18 protein-coding genes and 2 pseudogenes are annotated in these 23,052 nt (G+C 59.3%); 11 read left to right on the top strand and 9 right to left on the bottom strand.

Going from position 1 to position 23,052, the window contains the following annotated elements:
• Nucleotide 1: 1 nt before the first annotated feature.
• Entirely contained in the window at nt 2-238 is a 237-nt protein-coding gene (locus BMOU_RS00595; RefSeq protein ID WP_034873785.1) for a helix-turn-helix domain-containing protein, read from the top strand.
• An 8-nt stretch (nt 239-246) separates the two neighbouring features.
• A pseudogene (locus tag BMOU_RS00590) lies at nt 247-4,912 on the top strand (DEAD/DEAH box helicase).
• Nucleotides 4,913-4,915: 3 nt separating this feature from the next.
• On the opposite strand, the gene BMOU_RS00585 reads toward BMOU_RS00590, so the two are convergent.
• Nucleotides 4,916-7,609: a DNA gyrase/topoisomerase IV subunit A gene (locus tag BMOU_RS00585; protein ID WP_034873784.1), complete on the bottom strand. Its 2,694-nt coding sequence runs from the start codon at nt 7,607-7,609 to the stop codon at nt 4,916-4,918.
• Between the two features lie 185 nt (nt 7,610-7,794).
• Here BMOU_RS00585 and BMOU_RS00580 point away from each other — a divergent pair, with 185 nt between their 5' ends.
• The gene (locus BMOU_RS00580) at nt 7,795-9,021 is read left to right on the top strand and encodes an alkaline phosphatase family protein (protein WP_034873783.1); all 1,227 of its coding nucleotides are present in this window, start codon (nt 7,795-7,797) and stop codon (nt 9,019-9,021) included.
• 18 nt (nt 9,022-9,039) lie between these two features.
• On the opposite strand, the gene sepH is transcribed toward BMOU_RS00580, so the two are convergent.
• On the bottom strand, nt 9,040-10,065 hold the full coding sequence (gene sepH / locus BMOU_RS00575; protein WP_034874398.1) for a septation protein SepH: 1,026 nt from the start codon (nt 10,063-10,065) through the stop codon (nt 9,040-9,042).
• Nucleotides 10,066-10,215: 150 nt separating this feature from the next.
• On the opposite strand from sepH, the gene BMOU_RS00570 reads away from it, so the two are divergent.
• From BMOU_RS00570 to BMOU_RS00560, 3 genes are all read left to right on the top strand, one after another.
• The gene (locus BMOU_RS00570; RefSeq protein WP_034873781.1) at nt 10,216-10,509 is read left to right on the top strand and encodes a DUF4193 domain-containing protein; all 294 of its coding nucleotides are present in this window, start codon (nt 10,216-10,218) and stop codon (nt 10,507-10,509) included.
• Nucleotides 10,509-10,985 (top strand): dUTP diphosphatase, encoded by a 477-nt coding sequence (gene dut, locus BMOU_RS00565; RefSeq protein ID WP_034873778.1) that lies wholly within the window; start codon nt 10,509-10,511, stop codon nt 10,983-10,985. Before BMOU_RS00570 ends, dut begins: the two co-directional genes overlap by 1 nt.
• Nucleotides 10,986-11,089: 104 nt before the next feature.
• On the top strand, nt 11,090-13,414 hold the full coding sequence (locus tag BMOU_RS00560) for a RelA/SpoT family protein (RefSeq protein ID WP_034873776.1): 2,325 nt from the start codon (nt 11,090-11,092) through the stop codon (nt 13,412-13,414).
• 167 nt (nt 13,415-13,581) lie between these two features.
• On the opposite strand, the gene BMOU_RS00555 is transcribed toward BMOU_RS00560, so the two are convergent.
• Nucleotides 13,582-14,121 carry a peptidylprolyl isomerase gene (locus BMOU_RS00555; protein ID WP_034873775.1) on the bottom strand — a complete coding sequence of 180 codons (540 nt, stop codon included), beginning with the start codon at nt 14,119-14,121 and terminating at the stop codon, nt 13,582-13,584.
• Nucleotides 14,122-14,693: 572 nt separating this feature from the next.
• Between BMOU_RS00555 and BMOU_RS11455 the strand changes: the two are divergent.
• Both BMOU_RS11455 and BMOU_RS00545 read left to right on the top strand, forming a co-directional pair.
• Nucleotides 14,694-15,146, top strand: a pseudogene (locus tag BMOU_RS11455) (IS3-like element ISBlo10 family transposase); the annotation flags it as partial.
• A 15-nt stretch (nt 15,147-15,161) separates the two neighbouring features.
• Nucleotides 15,162-16,001 carry a GIY-YIG nuclease family protein gene (locus BMOU_RS00545; RefSeq protein ID WP_034873773.1) on the top strand — a complete coding sequence of 280 codons (840 nt, stop codon included), beginning with the start codon at nt 15,162-15,164 and terminating at the stop codon, nt 15,999-16,001.
• 364 nt (nt 16,002-16,365) lie between these two features.
• Here BMOU_RS00545 and BMOU_RS00535 read toward each other — a convergent pair whose 3' ends face one another.
• The 3 genes from BMOU_RS00535 to BMOU_RS00525 all read right to left on the bottom strand — a co-directional run bounded on the left by BMOU_RS00535 (nt 16,366) and on the right by BMOU_RS00525 (nt 18,739).
• On the bottom strand, nt 16,366-16,791 hold the full coding sequence (locus BMOU_RS00535; RefSeq protein ID WP_003839681.1) for a hypothetical protein: 426 nt from the start codon (nt 16,789-16,791) through the stop codon (nt 16,366-16,368).
• Nucleotides 16,792-17,038: 247 nt separating this feature from the next.
• Nucleotides 17,039-17,947, bottom strand: coding sequence for an FtsZ/tubulin family protein (locus BMOU_RS11445; protein ID WP_034873769.1), 909 nt, complete (start codon nt 17,945-17,947; stop codon nt 17,039-17,041).
• A 27-nt stretch (nt 17,948-17,974) separates the two neighbouring features.
• Entirely contained in the window at nt 17,975-18,739 is a 765-nt protein-coding gene (locus BMOU_RS00525) for a hypothetical protein (RefSeq protein ID WP_034873768.1), read from the bottom strand.
• A 503-nt stretch (nt 18,740-19,242) separates the two neighbouring features.
• On the opposite strand from BMOU_RS00525, the gene BMOU_RS11640 reads away from it, so the two are divergent.
• Both BMOU_RS11640 and BMOU_RS11270 read left to right on the top strand, forming a co-directional pair.
• Nucleotides 19,243-19,743 (top strand): DnaB-like helicase C-terminal domain-containing protein, encoded by a 501-nt coding sequence (locus BMOU_RS11640; protein WP_412093556.1) that lies wholly within the window; start codon nt 19,243-19,245, stop codon nt 19,741-19,743.
• Nucleotides 19,740-19,967, top strand: coding sequence for a hypothetical protein (locus tag BMOU_RS11270; protein ID WP_160118308.1), 228 nt, complete (start codon nt 19,740-19,742; stop codon nt 19,965-19,967). Before BMOU_RS11640 ends, BMOU_RS11270 begins: the two co-directional genes overlap by 4 nt.
• Nucleotides 19,968-20,455: 488 nt before the next feature.
• On the opposite strand, the gene BMOU_RS00510 is transcribed toward BMOU_RS11270, so the two are convergent.
• Complete coding sequence (locus BMOU_RS00510) at nt 20,456-20,761, bottom strand: ribosomal protein L7/L12 (RefSeq protein WP_034873763.1); 306 nt, start codon at nt 20,759-20,761, stop codon at nt 20,456-20,458.
• A 359-nt stretch (nt 20,762-21,120) separates the two neighbouring features.
• On the opposite strand from BMOU_RS00510, the gene BMOU_RS00505 reads away from it, so the two are divergent.
• Nucleotides 21,121-21,342: a hypothetical protein gene (locus tag BMOU_RS00505; protein WP_034873761.1), complete on the top strand. Its 222-nt coding sequence runs from the start codon at nt 21,121-21,123 to the stop codon at nt 21,340-21,342.
• A gap of 91 nt (nt 21,343-21,433) precedes the next feature.
• Here BMOU_RS00505 and BMOU_RS00500 read toward each other — a convergent pair whose 3' ends face one another.
• On the bottom strand, nt 21,434-22,114 hold the full coding sequence (locus BMOU_RS00500) for a methionine ABC transporter permease (protein WP_034873759.1): 681 nt from the start codon (nt 22,112-22,114) through the stop codon (nt 21,434-21,436).
• Nucleotide 22,115: 1 nt separating this feature from the next.
• Nucleotides 22,116-22,931, bottom strand: coding sequence for a methionine ABC transporter ATP-binding protein (locus tag BMOU_RS00495; RefSeq protein WP_034874392.1), 816 nt, complete (start codon nt 22,929-22,931; stop codon nt 22,116-22,118).
• Between the last annotated feature and the right edge of the window lie 121 nt (nt 22,932-23,052).

Below are 23,052 nucleotides of genomic sequence, written 5' to 3'. Positions count from 1 at the left end.
TATGGCGATCCGTGTGAATCTCGATGTGATGCTCGCCAAACGCAAGGTGAGCGTTAACGAGCTGGCCGAAGCGATAGGCATCACGCCGGTCAACGTCTCGGTGTTGAAGAACGGACGCGCCAAGGCGATTCGGTTTTCCACGCTCGATGCCATCTGCGAGACGTTGGATTGTCAGCCCGGCGACGTGCTCGAGTGGGTTGACGACGATGAGGGCCGACGTCTGCGACCGATGCCATAATCGAACGTATGTACGAATGTCTGAACTTGTTCTCGGAGCCCACCAGGGCATGGTTCGAGCGTACGTTCGCATGCCCGACCGACGCTCAAAGGCAGGCGTGGCCGGCCATCCACTCCGGCGGGAACGTGCTGGTGATCGCTCCCACCGGCTCCGGCAAAACCCTATGCGCATTCCTCTCGGCGATCGACAGTCTGATGGGGGGAGACGACCGCATGCGCCGCCGACGATGGCGGGGGCCGGTCGGGAAAGGCTGCGCGTGGCGTCAGGGTGCTATACATCTCGCCGCTGAAAGCCTTGGGCGTCGATGTGGCGAAGAATCTCGAAACGCCGTTGCATGGCATAGCCGATCAGTGCAAGGCCTTGGGACTGCCCGCGCCGAAGATTCGGGTCTCCATGCGCAGTGGCGACACCACACCGAAGGAACGACGCCGTATGGTCAGCCATCCGCCGGATATTCTCGTCACCACTCCGGAATCACTGTTCCTGATGCTCACTTCCAAGGCCCGGCGCATCCTCTCGACCGTCGAGACGGTGATCATCGATGAAGTGCATGCCGTCGCAGGTTCCAAGCGCGGCGCGCACCTTGCGCTGAGCCTCGAACGGTTGGACGGGCTCGTCGGCCGTCCGGTACAGCGCATCGGCCTATCCGCAACGGTGAATCCGCCCGAGGAGGCCGCGCGGTTCCTCGGCGGCGTGCAAGCGGTGCGGATCGTCGATCCCGGAACGCGGCCCGCAATGGATGCGAGGGTCGTGGAACCCCTCGATGTCATGCATGAGCGCAGATCCTCCGACGCCAAATATCGGGCTGGTGGTGCGGATCGTTCGAATTCCCCCGTCCCGCATATCTCCGGAGTGACTCCGGCCATGGAATCGTTGGCCGAACGCAGGGGCATCGTTCGGAACGCGACGTCCGGGGACCATGCCTCGCCTGGCCCGACGGGTGGTTCGGCATGGCCGGCCATAGAACGTAGCGTGCTTGATGAGGTGCTGAAGCACCACACCACGCTCGTATTCGTCAACTCACGAGGACTGGCCGAAAGACTCACCGCGCGTCTCAACGACATGTATGCCGATGCCTCCCATGCCGAGCCACACGACACCGGCTCGCCGAGATCCGCCGGACACTACGATTCCGTAATCGGACCGACCACCATGCTGGTCGGGTCGCATGCGGACGGCGATGCAATCGCCATGGCACATCATGGATCCGTGTCGAAAGACAGGCGCAAGCAGATTGAGGAGCGGCTCAAACGTGGCCGGTTGCGATGCGTGGTGGCCACTTCCAGCCTTGAGCTCGGCATCGATATGGGATCGGTGGATCTGGTGATCCAGATAGCACCGCCGTTATCGGTCTCTTCGGGATTGCAGCGGGTGGGACGCGCCGACCATCGGGTCGGCGGGGTCTCGCATGCACTGTTCTACCCGATCACGCGTGAGCAGATCATCGGTACGGCCGCCTGCATCGAATGCATGCAGACCGGCGATATCGAACCGTTGGCGATCCCAGGCAACCCATTGGATGTTCTTGCCCAGCAGACCGTGGCGGCGGCGGCCATGGGCGATCTCGATCCCGACGAGTGGTATGGAAGGGTGCGCAGGGCGGCACCATTCACGGATCTGGACCGGTCGATCTTCGATGCGGTGATGGCCATGATGACCGGTGCCTATAACAGCGAGGACTTTTCCGCGTTCCGGCCGCCACTGCAATGCAACGAGGAATCCGGACTCATCTCCGCACGCCCCGGAGCGCAACGTCTGGCCGTGACCAGCGGCGGGACCATCCCCGACCGAGGCATGTACACCGTGGTGCTTCCCGAAGCGGCTTCCGGGCCCGGCCCACGTAGGGTGGGCGAGCTCGACGAGGAGATGGTCTATGAGTCCCGCGTGGGCGACGTAATCACCCTCGGCACCTCCACATGGCGGATTGAGGAGATCACACGTGATCGGGTGGTGGTGGTTCCCGCTCCCGGACGTACCGCGCGACTGCCGTTCTGGCATGGCGAAGGCGACGGGCGCGACTATGGTCTCGGACTCGCCCAGGGCCGGTTCCTCCGTGAGGTCGCCCAAGGACTGCATGCGCGCACTTCGGAGGATTCCGGACATGCGAAGGATGGCTGCATCGGTGCCGAAGCACGCTTCGACGCGCGAATCGTCACAAGGCTGCGCCATGACGGACTTGACGACAACGCCATCGGGAATCTGGCCGATCTGCTTGAAGAGCAACGTGCCGCCACCGGCGCGATCCCGAATGACCGCGAATTGGTCATCGAGCGCTGTCGGGACGAGGAGGGCGACTGGCGCGTCATCATCCATTCACCATACGGAAGACGCGTGCACGAACCATGGGCCATGGCCATCACCACACGCATCAGACAGCATTATGGATTCGACGGGCAGGTATATGCGGCCGATGATGGCATCATCATCCATCTGCCGGACGGTGACGGCGGCCTGCCGGTCCACGCGCTCATATTGTTCGATATCGACGAACTGCAGCGCATCATCGAAACGCAGGTCGGCGAAAGCGTGCTGTACGCGGCGCGATTCCGCGAATGTGCGGCGCGTGCGCTGTTTTTGCCGCGTACCGACCCGGGCAAACGCGTGCCGCTCTGGCAGCAGCGACTGCGTGCCGCCCAGTTGCTTAACGCGGCCCGTACGCGCGGCAACTTCCCGTTACTGCTGGAGACCGCACGTGAATGTCTGCAGGACGTGTATGATCTGCCTGCGCTACGTCATGTCATGACCGGATTGAACTCCGGAACGATCGCATTGGCCGACGTGACCACCGAAACGCCGTCGCCATTTGCGGAAAACATGCTTTTCGGATTCGTGGGTGCGGTCATGTACCAATACGACGTACCGCAGGCCGAGCGCAGCACGCAATTGCTGTCCATGGATCCGGAGGTGCTGGAACGTCTCCTCGGCGACACCGACATGTCCACCGTGCTGGATGCCGACGTAGTCGGGCAGATCGAGGACGAGCTGGCCGAAAAGACCTTCTGGAACGATTTGGACGCGGAAGATGTTACCGGCCGGGTGTCACGCTACGCCAAGACGCATGGCCCATTCATCGCCGACCGGATGATCGCCGAACTGAACATCGATGCCGTCCAGGCCGTGAGAACCCTCGATGAGCTTCATGCCAGGGGAGACCTGCTCAAAGGCCATTTCGTCGATGTTCCGGCACCGGCCGATCCCGACCGGGGGAGACCTCCGCAGCAATGGCTTCACAAAGACATCTTCCGCCGCATCCGTTCCCGTTCCCTCGCCAAGGCGCGCAAAGCCGTCAAACCGGTCAGCCAGCAAACCTACCAGGCATTCCTACTTGACCGCCAAGGAGTCGGCCCGGTCGGCGGCGAACGCTACGAAGGCATCGACGGTCTGATGCGCGTCATCGAACAGCTTGAAGGCGTGTCCTTGGCCGCGCAAGTCTGGGAATCCTCCGTGTTTCCGGCGCGGGTGCGTGGATACCATCCCTCCATGCTCGACGAACTGATCGCCTCCGGTGACGTGATCTGGGTCGGTGACAAGACCGGCGACACGGATGCCAAGGAGGTCGGCAACATCGCCTTTTACCCGGCTGATTCGCCTCTGGCCTCCGAAACGGCCGGCGTCGACGTCGGCGCCGTCGATGGCGATGAGACCTTGACCGTGCCGCAGGCCATCGTCGCCGCACTGCGCGATGGCGGCGCCTTCCATGCGTCTCAGTTGTCGGCGGCCGCCAAGTCGATCTGGGAGCGACATGCCGAAGTGCAGGTGAACGACCTCACGGGTGAAATCACCTTTCCCACATGGGGCGAAAGCCAATTCGAGGAGGCGCTTTGGTCGCTCGTATGGCAGGGCAGGGTGACCAACAGCTCATTTGGCCCCATACGTGCGCGGATGCAGGGGACCGGAAGAACCGTACGCGCGCCCAGAACCGCCTCGCGTAGGCGGGTGCGTGTGCGTACCGCGGTTCCGATGACGCTGAGCGGACTATGGTCCGCAATCGGCGTTTCGGGACCGGTGGGGAACGGGACGGCGGCACCGAACGGCGGTGCGGAGGAACGTGGAATCGCACGAATCGAGTCGTTGCTGGACCGGTACGGCATTATCGCGGCCCCGCTGGTTGACAGGGAGCGGATCGCGGGTGGCTTCTCCGGACTGTACCCCGTTCTGAAACGTATGGAAGAGCACGGTACGCTGGTACGAGGCATGTTTGTCGACGGATTCGGCGCGGCGCAATTCGCCGGCCGCGATACCGTGGACGCGTTGCGCAGCGAAGACCGGTGGCATAGCCAATCCTGCGTGGCGCTCGATGTGACCGATCCCGCGAGTCTGATGGGATCGGCGATCGCATGGCCCGAACGGGAGTCGGCGGCGGTCGGGGCCGCTGGCGGCGGTCGCGGCGCAAAACCGGCGCGCAGGGCGGGGTCGATCATCGTGTTCAAGCAGGGTGGGCCCGTACTGTTCGCCGTACCGAAAAGTCATCGGATCACGGCGTTCGCCAATACCGAGGATACGCTGCGGCCGGCTTGCGCGGAACTTGTCTACGCACTGCAACGCCAGCACAGTGGCAGCATCAGCTTCAACGAGATGAACGGCGAGTCGTTGAAACAGCGCAATGAATACATGCGATTGCTCCATGCCGCGGGCTTTACGGAAAGCCCGCAGGGCATGAAGCTCTATCGTTGACGATCAGCCCGCAACGGCGATGGGGGCGGCCAGATCGGTGCCGGAGCCGTCCCGGCGCATGTCGGGCTTGGGAAGTTCCACCCCGGAGCCGCTCTCCGTGGAGGCATGAATCGGATATGCGCCCACGAAAGCGAAGATCAGGGTATTCTGGCCCTTCAGGAATCGCTGCGAACGTACGCCACCGGTTCCGCGGCCCTTGGTCGGGTACATCTCCAATGGCGTGACCTTCGCCGAGCCGTTCTCCGTGCCCGGCAACGCTTCGGAATCACCGGCGACGGTCAGTACCACGGCGCCGGAAGCGGAGAACAGACCGTTCTCGCCCTCGTCATACGTCCAGGCGACCTTTTCGGCCGGAACCACGGCGAATGCGGCGACCGAGCAGCCGGCGGCCAGACGAATGCCCGCCATGCCACCGGCGGTACGGCCTTGCGGGCGCACGTTCTTCGCCTCGAATGTCAGCAGCGAGGAATCCGTGGACACGAATACCAGACGGTCCTCATCCTTCGCCTCGGCCGCGGCCAGCACCTCATCGTCATCCTTCAGATCGATGACGCTCCAGGAATCCATAGTGGTCGGAGACTCGCGGTTCCAACGCTTGACCACGCCATTGCGCGTACCCAACGCCAACGGGGTCGGTTCGGCGGCATCGCCATCCTTGCCGGCATCATCCACGGAAGGCATCGCGATGGCGGCAATCACGCGTTCGCCACGAATCGGATCGGTATTTTCCGTCATGCCCAGCAGTTCCTCGGCCTTCACGCCGCCGGAAACGCCCAACGGACCATCCGAGGTAACGGTTGGCAATTCAACCACATGCGCCAACACCAAACGACCCGCGGATGTGATCAGACCGTATGAGGAACGCGTGGTCGTACGGAAGATCGAAATGATCTGATCATCCTTGACCCGCGCATCCGAGCCAGAACGATTCTCCCAGCGTTCCATGGCATCCTCATGGGTGCGGGCGATCAGACCGGTGGCGCTCAGCATCACCGTACAGGGCTCATCGTCAATCTGCAGGGCGGCTGCGGTCGCATTATCCTCACCGGCCTTTTTCGCGGCCTTTGCGGCGGCCGCCACATCGGCAGCCGCCGAAGATACGGTCGCGGCGGCACGGGCGGCGGCCAGCGCCGTGGCGGAAACGCCGTCATCGCCATGCGCGGTCACCGGCACCAGTGCGCCATCGGCATCCTCATCCAACAGCACGGTGCGGCGAGGCGTGCCATACTTGGCGACTGCCTCATCCATCTCATCGATCACCACGCCATCCAACGCCTCACGGGAGGCGAGAATACGCTCCAGTTCCTCGATACGCCGCTTCAGATCGTCACGTTCGGCCTCAAGTTCGATACGGCTCATCCTCGTCAGACGGCGCAGACGCAAGTCGAGAATGTACTGCGCCTGGATCTCATCCAGATCGAACACGGCGATCAGTCTGGTCTTCGCGGCCTCGGCATCATCGGAGGAGCGAATCACCTGAATGACCTCGTCGATATCGACCATGGCCAGCAACAGGCCTTCGACCAGATGCAGGCGTTCCAGCGCCTTCTTCCGGCGGAATTCGCTGCGGCGGCGAATCACCACGCGGCGATGGTCCACCCACACCTCGAGCATTTCCTTCAATCCCATGGTGTGCGGGCGGCCGTTGACCAGAGCCACATTGTTGATGGTGAAGTTGTCTTGCAGGGGCGTGTGCTTGAACAGCTGCGCCAGCACGGCGTTCGGGTCGAAACCGGTTTTGATCTCGATGACCAGGCGCGTGCCGTTATGCCGATCCGTCAGGTCGATCGCACCGGAGATGCCCTCCAGCTTACGATTCTTCACGCCCTCGGAAATACGCTCCAGCACACGTTCCGGTCCCACCATGAACGGCAGTTCCGTCACGACGATGGCCTTTTTGCGGGCCGTCACGTTTTCGATATGCGTCACCGAACGTGTGGTCAGCGCGCCGCGTCCGCTCTCGTACGCTTCGCGGATGCCGTTACGACCTACGATCACGCCACCACTCGGCCAATCCGGACCCGGCACGTACCGCATCAGGTCCTCCAGCGTGGCGTCAGGATGCCCCATCAGATGCTTGGCCGCCGCCACGACCTCGCCAAGATTATGCGTGGCCATGTTCGTGGCCATGCCGACGGCGATGCCGGAGCCGCCGTTGACCAGCAGATTCGGAATGGCCGACGGCAGAACGGTTGGTTCCTGAAGCTTGTTGTCATAGTTGGGGGTGAAATCGACGGTATCCTCGGCAATGTCCGCATTCATGCCGAGTGCGGCCTGCGCCATGCGTGCCTCGGTGTATCGGGATGCGGCCGGGCCGTCATCAAGAGAGCCGAAATTGCCATGGCCGTCCACCAACGGCAGACGCATCGCGAACGGCTGCGCAAGGCGCACCATGGCCTCGTAGATCGCGGAATCGCCATGCGGATGAAGCTTGCCCATCACCTCGCCGACCACACGAGCCGATTTCATATACGGCCGGTCGGGGGAGAGGTTCATCTGACCCATCTGGTAGATGATGCGGCGTTGCACGGGCTTGAGGCCATCCCTGGCGTCGGGCAGCGCGCGGGCGTAAATCACCGAATACGCATACTCGAGGAACGACTTGCTCATTTCCTCGTTCAACGGCGTCTCGACGATGTGCTCCTTGACCGTACGTGGGTCAAAGGCGGGTTTTGCCGGTTTGCGGTGCGATACCATGCAGTGATTCTCCCTCACAGTCGTCGGACGGTAATCAACCTGCCCATGTTACCAGCCGGTAGCGCCGAATTCCATGCATTGCAATACATGCGGTCCCATCAAGGCCATGGTGGTTTCGCGTTCGGTGAACGCCGCGGCCATCCGATATGCCGGCTTCTGACGCGACGCGGTGCTTGAATGGAGGCATGAGTGTTGAAGTGCCGCATATGCAGGAGCTGCTTGTCATGACCTCGCCCGCGCAATACGGCGATGGAGGGCCGGAGCTGCGCGAACGTGGGGGAGCGTTGCATCTTTCGGCGGTGCTTCCGGCGATTTCCGCAGCCCTCGGCAGTCCGGTACCCACCGCGATCCACCGGGATCCGCTTGCCCTGCAAGCCGCGTTGGGGCTTCCCGAGGCCCGGTCGGTGGTCATCGTGCTGGTCGATGGCCTTGGCTACTGGAATCTCAACATGAGGCTCGGCCATGCGCCGTACCTCCGTTCGTTGATGAACGATTCCTCCAACCAGCGTCCGATCGCCACCTGCATGCCGAGCACCACGGTGGCCGCCATGGCCTCGTTCGGTACCGGCACCTGCCCCGGATTGACCGGCATGACCGGGTATACGCAGCTTAATCCGAACAATGGCGAGATCTGCCAGCTGATATCGTTCAGCAACGCGATGGCTCCGCTTGATCTGCAACGTCAGCCTACGGTATTCGAGCGTCTCGCCGAACGGGGTGTGCGCGTCACCAGTTCCGGGCTGCCGAAATTCGCATTCTCCGCGCTGACGCAATCCGCGTTGCGCGGCACCGACTACATCTCCAACACGGATCCGCGCAGAAGGATCGCGGCCGCCGCGAAAGCCGCGCAAAAACCGGGATTGACTTACGTCTACCTGCGCGATACCGACAAAGTCGGCCATAACTACGGTTGGGACTCTGACAAGTGGATCGGCACCTTCGAGCGGGTGGACGGTCAGCTTGGCCTGCTCAGGCGCAGCCTTCCCAAAGGCACGCTGATCGTCATCGTGGCGGATCATGGCATGATCACCGCCAATCCCGAACAGCGCATCGACATAGCCGAGGAGCCCCGGCTTTCACAGGGGGTGGCGAATATCGGCGGCGAGCCGCGTTGCGTGATGCTCTATGCCGAACGTGACGAAAACCCCGAAGATATCGCCATGCGCTGGCGTGATTTTCTGGGGGAGCGGGCGCAGGTGCGCACGCGCGCCGAAGCGATCGCGCAAGGCGTGTACGGGCCCGTCGAACCGTATGTGGAACCGATGCTGGGCGACGTCATCGTATCGGCCGCGCAATCCGTGACCATCGTCGATTCGCGGACGCAGGCCGAGAAGGCGACGCATCTGCCCAGCGTGCATGGATCGTTGACCATGCTGGAATCGGACATCCCCTGCCTGATCGACATGGCCTGACGCCACGTCGCGGGAGCGTCAGTCGCCGAACAGAATCTCGTCCCAGCTGGGCACTGCGGAACGTCCGGCACGACGTTTCGCCTTCGTGGCGCTTTGGCCATGCTCATCGGGCGTTGCGGGCGTATGGGATGATGCCCCGCCTTCCGGCTGCGCCTGCGGTGAATCCTGCGTGGGTTGCGTCTGCGCGTCGGGCTCGTTCGAGGATTGCGGCATCGGCACGGCTCCCGCGCCTTCGGGAATCGGAGGTGCCGTTGCGGTCATGCCCGAATCAATGGGAGACAGCGGCACGGAGGGCGCAACCGATGTCGGGCGGGCGGCGGGCATGGTCGGCTCAGGCGTATTCCAAGCGGAGACGGTCTGCTCGATACGGGCGGAGCGTGCGGAATTGCCGGGCAGGTTCAACGACGTCAGAAAATCCTCGTCGACAGTGTGCGACTCGGTGTTTCCCGCCTTCGGCGTGCCCTGCTCCCCGATGAGTTTCTTGGCGGTCGAATTAAGGCATGTCACGGCGTTGTCATGCATATTCCATGTCCACTCGGCACGGATGGTGTGGCCGCTGGACGTGAACTGCGCGGTGATCTTCCAAGGTTCCAGTCCACGGCGCGTGGCCTTCCAGGTCACGTCCTCCAAACGAACGCGGGCCGCCGCGAACGTGCGTTCGATAAGTTCCGAAAGCGTGCGTACGCGGCTTTCCTTTGGTGCGGGTACGGCGAGGAACTGCTCTATGGCGTACTGTTTTTCCGTTTCGACCGCGGCTGAGAAACGCCGGACAAGAGCCTCGCTCAAAGCATATCGTTCCGCGACCCGTGCGGGATCGGCGCCGGCACGGATCAGCGACTGAATCTGCGAGATCGGCAAGGTCGTGGACACATGCGGCTGACGTTCCTGTTGCACCTCGGAACGAATCTGCTTGGCCTCCAAAATGGCTCTCTCAAGCGCATCATCGACTTTCACGGCGAATTTTCCGGCACCTGAAGCAAAGACGAGTTCGCCGGTTTCCCCCACATGGTCGAACCGGGCTTCCTCGAACGGATTTTCAGGCATGAGCACACCACTTTCCTTCTTCGGTCATTACCATTTCCATTGTGCCCCACGTGTCGGATTTTACGAGTATTTCAAATCGTGTATCCTATGCGGGGTAAATGTCATGTATTCTATGGCGCATAAGCACCATAGATGACGAAAGGAATCGCGATGGCACAGGATTATGATTCCCCGCGCAACAAGGACGAGGACGAGGAGTCGCTCCAGGCTCTGGGCAAAAGCTCGCAGAATTCCTCCAACGACATGGACGATGACGAGAACGCCATCGCCGAGGATTATGAGTTGCCCGGTGCCGATCTGAGCAATGAAGACGCCTCGGTGACCGTCATTCCCATGCAGGGAGATGAATTCATCTGTTCCGAATGCTTCCTGGTGAAGCATCGCAGTCAGCTGGCCTACACCACCGCGGACGGACAGCCCGTCTGCCAGGAGTGCGCTGCCTGATGGCGTTCGACGAAGCATATAACGAGCCGGAAAACGTCGAGGTTCTAGTAAAGTCGCTGGATCCCGACCAACCTGCGGAACTGTATTATGCCCATGCCGGAGATGCCGGTGCGGACCTCAAAACGACCGAAGAGGTCGTATTGAAGCCGTTCCAGCGGGCGTTGGTGCCCACCGGCGTGGCCATTGCCCTGCCGGCGGGCTATGTGGCCCTGGTGCATCCCCGTTCCGGTCTTGCCGTCAAACGTGGCGTCACCGTGCTCAATGCTCCGGGCACGATTGATGCCGGTTATCGTGGCGAAATCAAGGTTCCGCTGATCAACCTCGATCCGGAGCGTACCGTGACCTTCCAGCCGGGGGACCGCATCGCACAACTGGTGATCCAGCGCTATGTCGAGGCGAAATTCATTCCGGCGGCGACGCTGCCGGGTTCGGATCGCGCCGAACGCGGCTTCGGCTCGACCGGTGTGGCTTCCTGAAGCGACCGCCACGCATTCATCCGACCGCACAACACGCGGTCGGATACGTCGGTCGTGCCGTGAAGCGCGGGTAGGATAGGGAACATTGCAAGAGGAGGTGGAAGATGGGCGACGATGAGAACGAGGTGCATTCGGCCCACATGTTGGGTTGTGAGATCAGCACGAATCCTCTTGATCCGCTTGAACCGATTCTGAAGATGTGTGAATACCACCATCCCGACGAGGATATGGATATTCTGGCGCGCGCCTACCAGCGTGCCGTCAAGCAGCATTGCACGCAACGGCGCAAATCCGGCGAGCCCTACATCATCCACCCGCTTGCGGTCGCGCAGATTCTCGCCGATTTGGGCATGGGGCCGATTGTTGTGGCGGCGGGTCTGCTGCATGATACGGTCGAAGACACCGACTACACGCTTGAGGAATGCCGTGCCGAGTTCGGCGATACCGTGTCGGGGCTCGTTGATGGCGTGACCAAGCTTTCCAAGATGGAATACGGTGATTCCGCGCAGGCCGAGACCATCCGCAAGATGGTGGTGGCCATGAGCCGTGACGTGCGCGTGCTGGTGGTCAAGCTTGCCGATCGCGTGCACAACGCCCGTACCTGGCGTTACGTCAAGCCCTCGAATGCGCAGAAGAAGGCGCATGAGACGCTTGACGTATATGCGCCGCTGGCGAACAGACTCGGTATGAACGCCATCAAAACCGAGTTGGAAGAGCTCAGCTTCAAGGTGCTCTACCCGAAGATCTATAACGAGATCGTGGTGCTGGTGGCCCGCAGGGCCGGTCAGCGCGACGTGTATCTGAAGCAGATCCTCGCCGAAATCAATGAGGATCTCGACGAGCAGCATATCAAGGCCTATGTGACCGGACGCCCGAAGGACTACTTCTCGATTTATCAGAAGATGATCGTGCGCGGCCATGACTTCGCCAACATCTACGATCTGGTCGGCGTACGCATCATCGTCGACACCATTCAGGATTGTTACGCGGCGCTGGGTGCCGTGCATGCGCGCTGGAGCCCCGTTCCGGGACGCTTCAAGGATTACATCGCCATGCCGAAGCTCAACATGTACCAGAGCCTGCACACCACGGTGGTGGGTCCTGGCGGCAAGCCGGTGGAGATTCAGATCCGAACCTGGGACATGCACCGTCGTGCGGAATTCGGTATTGCGGCGCACTGGAAGTACAAGGAGAACGGGCAGGCGGGCCGTGCCCTGTCGGCGCCGGACAAGTCCGACCGTAAGCGTGGTGAGAATCAGGAGCTTTCCGAAGCCGATAACCTCAAATGGATCCAGCAGCTCGCCGATTGGACGAGCGAGACTCCGGATTCCAACGAATTCCTCGGTTCCTTGAAGGAGGATCTGGGTTCGGCGGAAGTCTATGTGTTCACGCCGAAGGGCAAGATCGTGTCGTTGCCGGCCGAGGCCACGCCGATCGACTTTGCCTACGCCGTACATACCGAAGTGGGCCACCGTACCATGGGCGCCCGTGTGAACGGACGTCTGGTGCCGTTGGATACCAAGCTGGAGAACGGCGACACCGTCGAGATTCTGACCTCCAAATCCGATACCGCAGGCCCGTCCCGTGATTGGCTGAGCTTCGCCAAAAGCCCGAAGGCCCGTAATAAGATCCGTCAATGGTTCAGCAAGGAACGCCGCACCGAAGCCATCGAAGAAGGCCGCGATGAGCTGACGCGAGCCATGCGCAAACGCAATCTGCCGATCACCACGCTGCTGACCCCCGAGGCATTGGTCGGCCTCGCCGATGAACTCAACCTCTCCAATGCGGATGCCGTGTTTGCGGCCATCGGTGACGGCCAGATCTCCACACAGAACGTGATCTCGCATCTGGTGAAGGACGCCGGCAGCGATGAAGTCGACGAAGAGGTGGAGCAGGAGGCGCTGCCGCTCAAGCAGGTCGAGCGTAGCAAGAAGAACACCACCAGCTCGCTGGGCATCTCCGTCAAGGGCGTGGGCGACATCTGGGTCAAACTGGCCCGTTGCTGCATGCCGGTGCCGGGGGATAAGATCATCGGCTTCATCACGCGCAACCAAGGCGTGTCCGTGCATCGTGTGGACTGCCAGAACATGCTGGATCTACAGAAGCGGCAGCCCGAACGTGTGGTCGACGTGCAGTGGACCAGCACCAAGGGCGTGTTCATGGTCAAGATTCAGGTGGAGGCGCTCGACCGTCCTCACCTGTTGAGCGATGTGACGCGTGTACTGTCCGACCATGGCGTGAACATCATCTCCGGCACGATTTCCACCGGTACGGATCGTGTGGCGACCAGCCAGTTCAGCTTTGAGATGGCCGATCCTCAGCACCTGAACACCCTGCTTGCCGCCGTGCGCAGGATTGAAGGGGTGTTCGACGTGTATCGCATTACCGGAGCCAAGGATTCCGCCGAACCCCGTTTGCGAAGGATTTAGCGGCTCCCTCCCTCTGATGGGGGAGTCGGTGCGCGAAGCACGATGGAGCGAGACAAAAAGCCTTTGAAATGGAACGGGTCCCGATTACCGAATCTGAATTCCTTCAGTCCAGCAATCGGGACCCGTTCCATTTCAAAGGCTTTGCTCTCCCGTTTATGCCGATCGCGTCACTTCAGGACTTCAATCGAAGTGATTCCCACAGGCTCAAGCGGAGCGTCGGAACGGTCGGTCGCCACGGCATCGAGCTTGTCGACAACCGCCTTGGACTCATCGTCCGCAACCTCACCGAAGATGGTGTGGTGGCCGTTGAGCCACTCGGTCGGCACGGTGGTGATGAAGAACTGGGAGCCGTTGGTGCCATGGACCTTGCCGTCCATGCCGCGACGCAGGCCTGCGTTCGCCATGGCCAGCAGGTACGGGCGGTCGAAGGTCAGGCCAGGTACGATCTCGTCATCGAAGTTGTAGCCCGGACCACCGGTTCCGGTACCCAGCGGGCAGCCGCCCTGGATCATGAAGTCCTTGATGATGCGATGGAAGGTCAGGCCGTCATAGAACGGTTCATGGCTTGGCTGGCTCGTGAACGGGTCGGTCCATTCCTTCTCACCGGTGGCCAGGCCAAGGAAGTTGGCCACGGTTTCAGGGGTCTTGTCGTCGAACAGGTCGATCTTGATGTCGCCTTCGGTCGTGCGCATGATGATAGTGGTCATGGTTCCCAGTGTCTCATGGGCTTGAGACCGGGGTTTTGATGTAGTGTCCGAAAGTTTGCGCTTTTATGGTCTTGCCCGTCTGTGGTGTGATGATCAGTTCGTTGCCTGTAGGGTGTCATCGAGTCGGGACATATCGAGGTAGCGACGGGCTGATTATTCGTCGGCTGTGACGTAGTGGATACGAGTGCAGACGAGCATGAGGGGCGCTGTTGCCATCCGGAAAACTGTCGATGACGCGGTCACGCCGTCGACAGTTTTCCGGCTCAATCGTTCGTCATGTTGTTCGTGCAGATGCGTCTGCGGCGTTCGTCCGATACTCCGGCAGCAGGTAGGTAGTGGCCTCCCCGATGTCTTCGCGTAAAACAGCTGGCGGTTGCCCCCTCCAATCCGCGTTCGATCATGCCTCTGACGAACTGTCCTCAGCCGGCCTCGTTCTCTTTCGTACCCCTCCGTCACGTCGATCGTCTCGCGGTTGATGCCGATGATGACCAGGATGCTGACGTTCTTCACAGAGCCTGGACATCTCTCCGGGAGGGGACATTTACATGTCCGAAGGAGAAGTTTCGCATCTAGGCGGCAGTCCCGACCTTGTGAATAGGAAGTTCGAGGCCGAGTCGTCGAACCGATTGTATGCCGTCAACATCACCTATGTGCATGGTGGCACGGATGGTCTCGTGCACCACGGTGATCACGGGACGCAGTACATCAGCCTCGTGTACATCGCCAAGGTGATGGAATATGGGATTGCCGTCGACCGGTATGGTCGGCGACTTCTACGACAATGCCATGTTTGAATCCGTCAACGACGTTTGCAAGACTGAGCTGGTATGGCGGTGCAAGCCGTTCCGGGATCCGGCCGACCTGGAGCTGGCGACGTTCCGGTGAGTCTCGTGGTGGAACTCGAAGCGGCTACGCCAGTCATTGGGCTGTAGGACACCGGAACAGGCCGAAACCGAGTATTATGTAGACCAATCGATGTAGGCCGCCTCCTTATAAAGACGGAAAAACATGGCCACTTCGTCTGATGCAAAGGAGCAGAGATGAACGAGATCCTGTCACTGAACGATTTGCTTCATCTTAACGATGAGGAGCTGAAGCACACCAAGATTAGATTCTGCATCGTTCCTGGAGGGAGCAATGATGATCCGATTGAAGTGTTCAAGAGGAATCCGGAAGAAATTCTTGGCTGGTTGTTTCATCGTCGTAAGCAGAACCATTTTAATGTTGGCGAAAATGCAATCTGCCTAGTGAGGTTAAAGAACGATCCTAACCTTTGGCTGTTCGCAACTATGCAGAAAGTCGTCAGAGATTTAGACGTGTGGGACAGTTATGCCTATGAGGGTAAGGAGTTTGCGCAGTACAAGCCGCTGTACGGTCGCGTCATCATCAGATTCCACAAGGGGCGGTACCAGTTCCGGAATGCTGATACAGTCGTGGATGAGTTTGAAGTGGTTCAGGTCTTGCCTGACGTGTTTGATGATAATCCGTTCCCCGGTTATGACCAGATCAGCCTTCCATGGCGTGAAGTTGAGCGCATCATTGTTAGGAATCTTATGGACTGGCGTAATGCTTTGGAACACCAAAAAGGCGTGTATGTGATTACCGATCGTGCGACTGGAAAACTGTATGTCGGGTCGGCTACAAGCGATAAGGGCATGTTGTTGAAGCGTTGGTCGGATTACGTGCAAAACGGTCATGGCGGCGATGTTGAGCTCAGGAAAATAGTAGAAGAAAAGGGCTTCGACTACGTGAAGGACAATTTCACCTACACGCTTCTCGAAAATTGGAATGAACGTACTGACGACAAGCGTATCCTCAAACGCGAATCATGGTGGAAGGAAGCGTTGGACAGTCGCAAGCATGGATATAACAACAACTAAGTCTTTAAGATTCAGTATTCTGGCCGTCTCTACGGTAGAGAGACGGCCATTTATCTATCCAGAAGAAAAACATTTCGCGTCTAGGCGGCAGTCCCGACCTTGTGAACAGGAAGTTCGAGGCCGAGTCGTCGAACCGATTGTATGCCGTCAACATCACCTACGTGCATGGTGGTGCGGATGGTCTCGTTCACCACAGCCATCATGATGCCGTAGTACATCAACACGCTGTACACCACCTTCGGGTGATGGAATATGGCATGCTGTTGTCGACCGGCATGGTCGGCGACTTCTACGCCAATGCCATGTCTGAATCCGTCAACGGCACGTACAAGACCGAGCTTGTCTGGCGGTGCAAGCCATCAAATTAGCGATTAAGCTTTTCAGTGTCTTTGGTGACTTTGCTGGGAGGGAGGATGGCTCGCTCGTCGAAGTAGGCGATGGGGTTCTTGGAGTCGTTGCGTTCGAGGATTTTGCCGATCCAGTTGTCGTAGTCGCCGTGGATCGGCTTGCCGATAAAGCCCATGCGCATATCGTCGCGCTTGATGATGCCGTTGATCTTGGCGACGCATGCCACCACGTTGTCGGGGGTCAGGATGATGCCGAGATCGCAGCGGACCGCCCGGCCGGGTTCGAGCCGCCACCAGCTGTTGCCGGAGCGCCAGATTTCCTCGAAGTCGCCTTCCATCTTGGGATCCCATCCCACCAGATGCCGAGTGCCGCCCTCTGGCAGGTCCTCGACCCAGCCAAGTTCCCTGCGGGGACCAAGTTTCATCGTCACAATTTCAGTCATGCCCTATATCTTACAACCTTGTGATCCTTTCATCCTCTTTCCAAGATGGAAGGATTACAAGGTAGCAATCCTCTGCCGGGGGATCTCCGATGTCCGTCTTCCCATCGTGCCAACGCGGCTGAACGCGCACGAACAGGACTTACCTACCCGGCGTAGGCGTTTCCAGGATCGGGATGGATTACCAAGCGACGCAATGAGCCACTGTTGCCGCGATATCCGGCATGCGGAAATTCGCGCTGGACCGGGATCAACTGGATCTCTTGCCCATGTCCAAAGTTCTTATATAAAAGATAATGTGCATACAAGATAAGATGTAATCGAATGAGGAAAGCACTCGGGTCGAGACGAAAGGACTGGCCATGGTCGCTATGAAGCAGGAAGGAATCGGAACTCGGAATGGTGCCTTCACGGTCCATGACGTGATGGCCCGCGCGATGGATTTGACCGATGTGCGTTCAAGCGTGCGAGGCCAGGGCCGGTATATACCTATGGGATGCGTCGAGTATGACCGGCGGGCCAAAGGACTTGCCTTGGGAAAACTTGCCATTACTGGGAGCAAGGTCGAAGAGGGCCGTGATGTATTATCGCTCGACATGCCGCCGCGGCTGGTGCGTCTTCCTGTTTTTTCTGCCCTGACAAGTCCGCGATCGAAAGAGGCAGACGAATCATGTCGGCAGAGACAGGCGTGCCAATGGAGACTTTGTTTTCCGGTAACGATTTGGATCGCTTCCTGCACGATTGTGGCCAATGAGGTGGCTTCGGCCAGGCCAATATTGGCGGGAGCTCCAATGTTGATCAGCGCCCCGTCGCAGCATGACGGGTCGATGCCTTGTGCGGCGAGCACGTCCGAGAACGCCTTGCTCGGATCATCACCGGCATTGAACCGTATGATGCGTATGGCCGCGGATGCACAGATGGAAATGACATCCGAAAAATCAATGTGAATGTAACCGTTCGAGTCGGTAAGCGATGTGATGATCTCCGCGGTCTGTTTCAGTGCGGTCTCGGCACTGACACCGGGAGACGGGATAAGATGGGCGGCCGGAGTCGCCTCGACGGTGGAAAGGGGAGCTGTGGAAACAGTCAGCTCCGTCTTGTCATCCTCACCGCGAAACGTGACGATTGAGCGGTCGACATCGATGTCGGTGGTAAGCATTGCGGATCCTTTCGATTTTTGTCTATTTTACAGTGTGTATGCAGATGGTGGAATCGATTCTCGATCGAAGTCGTCGTCCGGGGGATTCGCGCATGACGGCCGTGTCGCATAGGCGTGCACGCGTTCATTGAGCCGATCGCAGCCCTGCCCCATGATTTCGAACCACGCGTCGTCCACGATGAAGCCCTCCTCTCCGAACAGCGTCAACCGGTATCCGGGGAAAGATCCCAATGATTCCCGCAACCGCCGCAAGGATCGCTTGGCGGTCAGGAGACGGATCGCCAAATCGGGAGGCGATGGATCTTCATAGGAAGATTCCGGCCGGTGGCAGAGAGAGCGGCAGCGATTGTCGGGGTCGGAATCGTCACCTTTCTTTCCGGTCTCGAAAATCAGCCATAGCAAATCGACGGCTTTCCAGAGCCGCTGATACGCCTCGCACTCGAAGAACTCGGCATCGACCTCGTCGCCACCTTCGTCAAACACTCGCGTTTTTCCGGAATCGGTACGCTCGACGGAAAACCATGAGACCCGAAACCCCTGATCGTCACGTTCCCCACGCTCCGGACGCAGTTCCAGCAGGTCCCGCACGTCAACCGCATTGGAATCGAACGAATCAACGCCAGCCTCCACGCGCCACCCGACCCAAGCCAGATCAGACAGCCAATCACATACAACTTGCGTCAACTTATCGTTCTGGCCATCCAGCCACCTGTCGGACCGAGGAAGATGACCGGGCACGCGATTGCACGGGTCAATGACCAGATGCCTGCAACAGAGCAACAATGTCGCCATCGCTGGTACCTCCTTTTTTTGTATCAAAGTTATCTTGTATATAAGATACCACATAAGCATGTATGCTTGTAACATCGTTTTATGGAAAGGAACCAAGATGAACCACACCGTCACGCAACACAGGGGCGGCAATGCGTCAGCCGACGCACATAGCGGGGAAGGCTCATGTGCCCTGAAGCCGATATATCCGGCGATGCTGCGGGTCATGGAGCTGGTGAGCAAGCAGCGCATCAATCCAGCGGACGGAAACTACGTGCCCAGCGGATTCAAGGAATACGACAAGCGCACCAACGGGTTCGCCCGAGGTACGCTCACGGTCATCTCTGGATGGACATTGGCTGATTCGAGGAACTTGCAGCTGGATATCGTGCGCCACGCAGCCGTGAGTGGACTGCCGTCCGCCATCTTCTGTCCTCGATTGTCCAGCTACGAAATCGCAGTGCGCATCATGTCGGCGGAAACCGACATGCCGATGAAAGCCCTCCTCTCGGACGACAGTCTCGATGAGGACGAAAGGGGGATTATGCGACGCATTCTGCTCGCTTTGCGAGCATATGCCGTTGTATGTCAATTCAGAACGATCCATTACTCTGGATTCCATCATGGATGCCTGCCGCAGACTGAAAAGAACCGTCGACCTGAAACTCATAGCTCTGCATCACATCGACGCAGTTGCCGACAATTCAGGATGCGAATTAGGCAGGGCGCTGGACAGACTCGCATCATTCGCCAACGAGATCGACACCGCCATCATTGTGACATCGGCAATGGAACAGGGGCGGGCACGCATAGACGGCAGAAGACCTCTGCTCCTCCACCTCAAGAATTCGGACACTGTATGCCAGTACGCGGACACCGTGCTCATAGCGCACCGCCCGGGATTATACGACGAAAAGACGGATCCGAACGAAACCGAACTCATCCTCGCTAAACACCTATGGCTCTCGCCGTGCACATTCAATCTCAAACTCAAGCCGGAATACTCAAAATTCACAGACCAATGACAGAGCTGCAAAGACATGGCGTGCCGGAAGAACCGAAGGATCAAGGCCTGCAGCCAGCGGTGGAAATGCATGGTGTGCGCCGTATCCGCCACCGCTCCGAGGGACGACAAACGTCTGGAGTCGCGGTTGGCGGTGTTCCCGGACTATTTTTGGGTGCCTGTGGGGGCCTTGTGGAAAACGAGCGTAACCGGCAGACTTCCCAAGAATGGAAAACTTTGGAATAAAGCCAAAAACAGTTGTCCACGGTTATCATGCGTCGTATGCATGATGATAGTGGTCATGGCTCCAGATTCTCCCATAGGTTCAGGACCTCTCGTAGCGGACGCGTCACCCAGGACGACACTGGGATCGAATGCGAAACTGATGGCGTCGACCAAGGTGCGTTCCGGATTCCTTATATACTTCAGCGTCGCGCCCGCCGAGTGGCGTCGCCCCAGCGCGTGCTCGATTGGCTTCTCTATCACCAGCGCCAGGTAGCGGGTGAGGAAGTGGACCTGACTGCGGCCTCCACGCCGAGGACCTAATACATCACATAACAGCCGAAATACATAAAGTCAGGTATGGAAAATGCCCGGTGACCCGGGCTAAGGGAGGGAGATCGGGCTGGAACAACTGCAAAACCACGGAGGGCTTCTTCAGTGAGCCCGAATCACGTGACTCATCGCATTAGATACGTCTGCGGAGGTATGCGTCTGGTTTTCGCCTAACGTGATCAACGACACAATCTGTCCACGTAATCTTTTGCCTCTTTGAGCCCAAGACCGGTCGCATCCCTGAGCTCTTTGATCGCCTGTATCTTCCTTCCCTCGCGCGCCAATTCCCCTATACGCTGCTTCGTTTCTCCCGGCAGATCCACCCTATCGTCGAAAGACTCTTCTTTTCCCAGCAGGCGGTAGAGCTTATCCAATTGTCTTTGCTGATCTTCTGATATGCGTTTCAGTTTTGACGTTTCCGTATACTGCAAGAACCATAGAACTAAAAGAGCGAGCACCGGAATATAGGGTATTAATTCTTTCATGGTTGCGTTTCCTTTCATTCGCAGGGGCAATCGTTGCCTTCCTGAAGGAAAAAGCCATTCAGATCATGCATTTCCTGCTACTTGCCATGATAGCAAACTCACGGAGTGAAAGGACGGACGGTCCATAGGACGAATGAGTGGAAGGGTCATGGCGGGCAGAACCACTACTGGAACGAGTATGGGCTTGAAGGCGATATGGCTGTGAAGTACGAGTGCGGGGCGGCGCAGCCCACTCCGCGTCGTCCTTGTATGGATGCGGTCATCAATGGTGGGCTCGTCCGAACCCCGTGGCCAGTGAAATGGTGGTCGGAGGATGGAAACCGTATGTGGATCGCCTTGGCAGGAGCGGAAGGAGACGGATGAGCATTCCCGGCGGCATCGTCGTTGAGGAGTACCGTGATATCGAGACCTGCGGCATCGAACGGCATCCTGATGCGATGCATGCACGATTTCGATTCGCGGGGTCGCCTTCGAATCGTGCACGAGGCACCCAGCCAAAACACCCCATAATACCGGAATTCCCAACCTTAGATGAGGGAAAAAGAGGTTTCTATCTACTTTTCCAACGCACGATCGGCTGAAAACGAGCTGATTGCGAATCGTGCGCACGAACACATGCGAGCAAAGCAAGCACAAGGTCCGCTCATGTCGAATCATGAACGGACCGGAGCGTCAGCGCTCGTGGTGGTCGATGCGGTTCGACACCGCATCACCGATGGTCTGCACAATCTGCACGAGGATGACGCACAGGATCACGGCAACGGTCATCACGTCGTACTGGTAGCGCTGGTAGCCATAGCGAATGGCGATGTCGCCCAGTCCGCCCGCGCCGACGGTGCCGGCCATGGCGGAGAAGCCGAACAGGGTGATGAACGTCAATGCGGCACCGCGGATCAGCGACGGAAGGCTTTCGAACAGCAGTACCTTGAACACGATCTGCAGGTTGCTGGCGCCGAAGCTTTGCGCGGCCTCCACCAGACTGCCGTCCACTTCGGCGAGCGATTGCTCCACCACACGGGCCACGAACGGCGCCGCGGTGACGACCAGTGGCACGATGGCTCCCGGAACGCCGAGCGAGGTACCAACAATGAGACGGGTCAGCGGAATCAACGCCACCAGCAGGATGATGAACGGCACGGAACGCACGATGTTCACGATCCAGCCAAGTACGGTGTTGAGCCCCGCATTCGGACGGATGCCCTTCTTTGTGGAGGTGATGAGCAATACGCCGATTGGCAGGCCGATCATATAGGCCAGCAGCGTCGCGACCGCGGTCATGATGATGGTGTCGCGCACGCCCTCGATCAGCAGTTCGCCATAATCGGCGATGAATTGCGAAACTATCTGCCCCATCTCACTTCACCTCTTCCTTGGTCTGCGCATTCTCATGCTCGTCGGTTACCTCCGAAGCATGCGTATGGCGATGGTTCGTCACCTTCGCATCGGCGATCAGCGTCTTGAGGATATCGCTCTGCGGATTGGCGAACAGCGCTTCCGTATCACCCATCTCCACGATGCTGCCGCCGTCGATCATGGCTACGCGGTCGCAGATGTTGCGCGCCACGGACAGTGAATGCGTGATGACGACCAACGTTACGTTGAGCTCGCGGTTGATGCGGCGCAACAGATCGAGGATCTGCGCCGTGGTGGTGGAGTCGAGCGCGCTGGTCGCCTCGTCGCACAGCATGATGGACGGATTGTTGGCCAAGGCTCGCGCGATGGCCACGCGCTGTTGCTGCCCGCCGGAAAGCTGGCTGGGATAGCGGTCGGCGAGGTCGGCAAGCCCTACCAGGTCGAGCAGGTACCGGGCGCGCTCCTCGCGCTTGGCCTTTGGCGTGTGGTTGAGTTCGAGCGGGAACGCCACGTTGCGCAGCACCGTACGCTGCTGGAACAGGCTGAAGTTCTGGAAGATCATGCCGATCCCGGCACGCACGTCCGCCAGTTGCCTGCCCTTCGCGTCGGTGACGTCCCTGCCGTCGATAAGCACCTTGCCGGACGTGGGGCGTTCCAGCAGGTTGATGCAACGCACCAGCGTGGACTTGCCCGCGCCGGAGGAGCCGAGAATGCCGAAGACCTCACCTGATTCGATGGTCAAGTTGATGTCGTGCAGCACTTCATGCGCTTCGGCGCCGCTGCCGTAGCTTTTGTGCAGATGATCGATTTGAATCATGTTGTCCTGTTCCTCAATCGTTACGCCATCAGCCATGTGCGAAGCCGGTGGCGGCCATGCCATAGCGGCAGGAATGCCGCAGGACATACTATCCTGCGGCATTGAGTTTATGGCAGTGCCG

The sequence above is a fragment of the Bifidobacterium moukalabense DSM 27321 genome, from assembly GCF_000522505.1.
In the GTDB taxonomy this organism is placed as follows: domain Bacteria; phylum Actinomycetota; class Actinomycetes; order Actinomycetales; family Bifidobacteriaceae; genus Bifidobacterium; species Bifidobacterium moukalabense.
The sequence above is the reverse complement of the archived record's forward strand: the minus strand, read 5'-3'. Positions and strand labels throughout refer to the sequence as shown.

Coding starts and splice junctions, on each gene's coding strand:
- BMOU_RS00595 (WP_034873785.1), top strand. CDS start 2: ATGGCGATCCGTGTGAATCTCGATGTGATGCTCGCCAAACGCAAGGTG.
- BMOU_RS00585 (WP_034873784.1), bottom strand. CDS start 7,609: ATGGTATCGCACCGCAAACCGGCAAAACCCGCCTTTGACCCACGTACG.
- BMOU_RS00580 (WP_034873783.1), top strand. CDS start 7,795: ATGAGTGTTGAAGTGCCGCATATGCAGGAGCTGCTTGTCATGACCTCG.
- sepH (WP_034874398.1), bottom strand. CDS start 10,065: ATGCCTGAAAATCCGTTCGAGGAAGCCCGGTTCGACCATGTGGGGGAA.
- BMOU_RS00570 (WP_034873781.1), top strand. CDS start 10,216: ATGGCACAGGATTATGATTCCCCGCGCAACAAGGACGAGGACGAGGAG.
- dut (WP_034873778.1), top strand. CDS start 10,509: ATGGCGTTCGACGAAGCATATAACGAGCCGGAAAACGTCGAGGTTCTA.
- BMOU_RS00560 (WP_034873776.1), top strand. CDS start 11,090: ATGGGCGACGATGAGAACGAGGTGCATTCGGCCCACATGTTGGGTTGT.
- BMOU_RS00555 (WP_034873775.1), bottom strand. CDS start 14,121: ATGACCACTATCATCATGCGCACGACCGAAGGCGACATCAAGATCGAC.
- BMOU_RS00545 (WP_034873773.1), top strand. CDS start 15,162: ATGAACGAGATCCTGTCACTGAACGATTTGCTTCATCTTAACGATGAG.
- BMOU_RS00535 (WP_003839681.1), bottom strand. CDS start 16,791: ATGACTGAAATTGTGACGATGAAACTTGGTCCCCGCAGGGAACTTGGC.
- BMOU_RS11445 (WP_034873769.1), bottom strand. CDS start 17,947: ATGCTTACCACCGACATCGATGTCGACCGCTCAATCGTCACGTTTCGC.
- BMOU_RS00525 (WP_034873768.1), bottom strand. CDS start 18,739: ATGGCGACATTGTTGCTCTGTTGCAGGCATCTGGTCATTGACCCGTGC.
- BMOU_RS11640 (WP_412093556.1), top strand. CDS start 19,243: ATGAGGACGAAAGGGGGATTATGCGACGCATTCTGCTCGCTTTGCGAG.
- BMOU_RS11270 (WP_160118308.1), top strand. CDS start 19,740: ATGACAGAGCTGCAAAGACATGGCGTGCCGGAAGAACCGAAGGATCAA.
- BMOU_RS00510 (WP_034873763.1), bottom strand. CDS start 20,761: ATGAAAGAATTAATACCCTATATTCCGGTGCTCGCTCTTTTAGTTCTA.
- BMOU_RS00505 (WP_034873761.1), top strand. CDS start 21,121: ATGAGCATTCCCGGCGGCATCGTCGTTGAGGAGTACCGTGATATCGAG.
- BMOU_RS00500 (WP_034873759.1), bottom strand. CDS start 22,114: ATGGGGCAGATAGTTTCGCAATTCATCGCCGATTATGGCGAACTGCTG.
- BMOU_RS00495 (WP_034874392.1), bottom strand. CDS start 22,931: ATGATTCAAATCGATCATCTGCACAAAAGCTACGGCAGCGGCGCCGAA.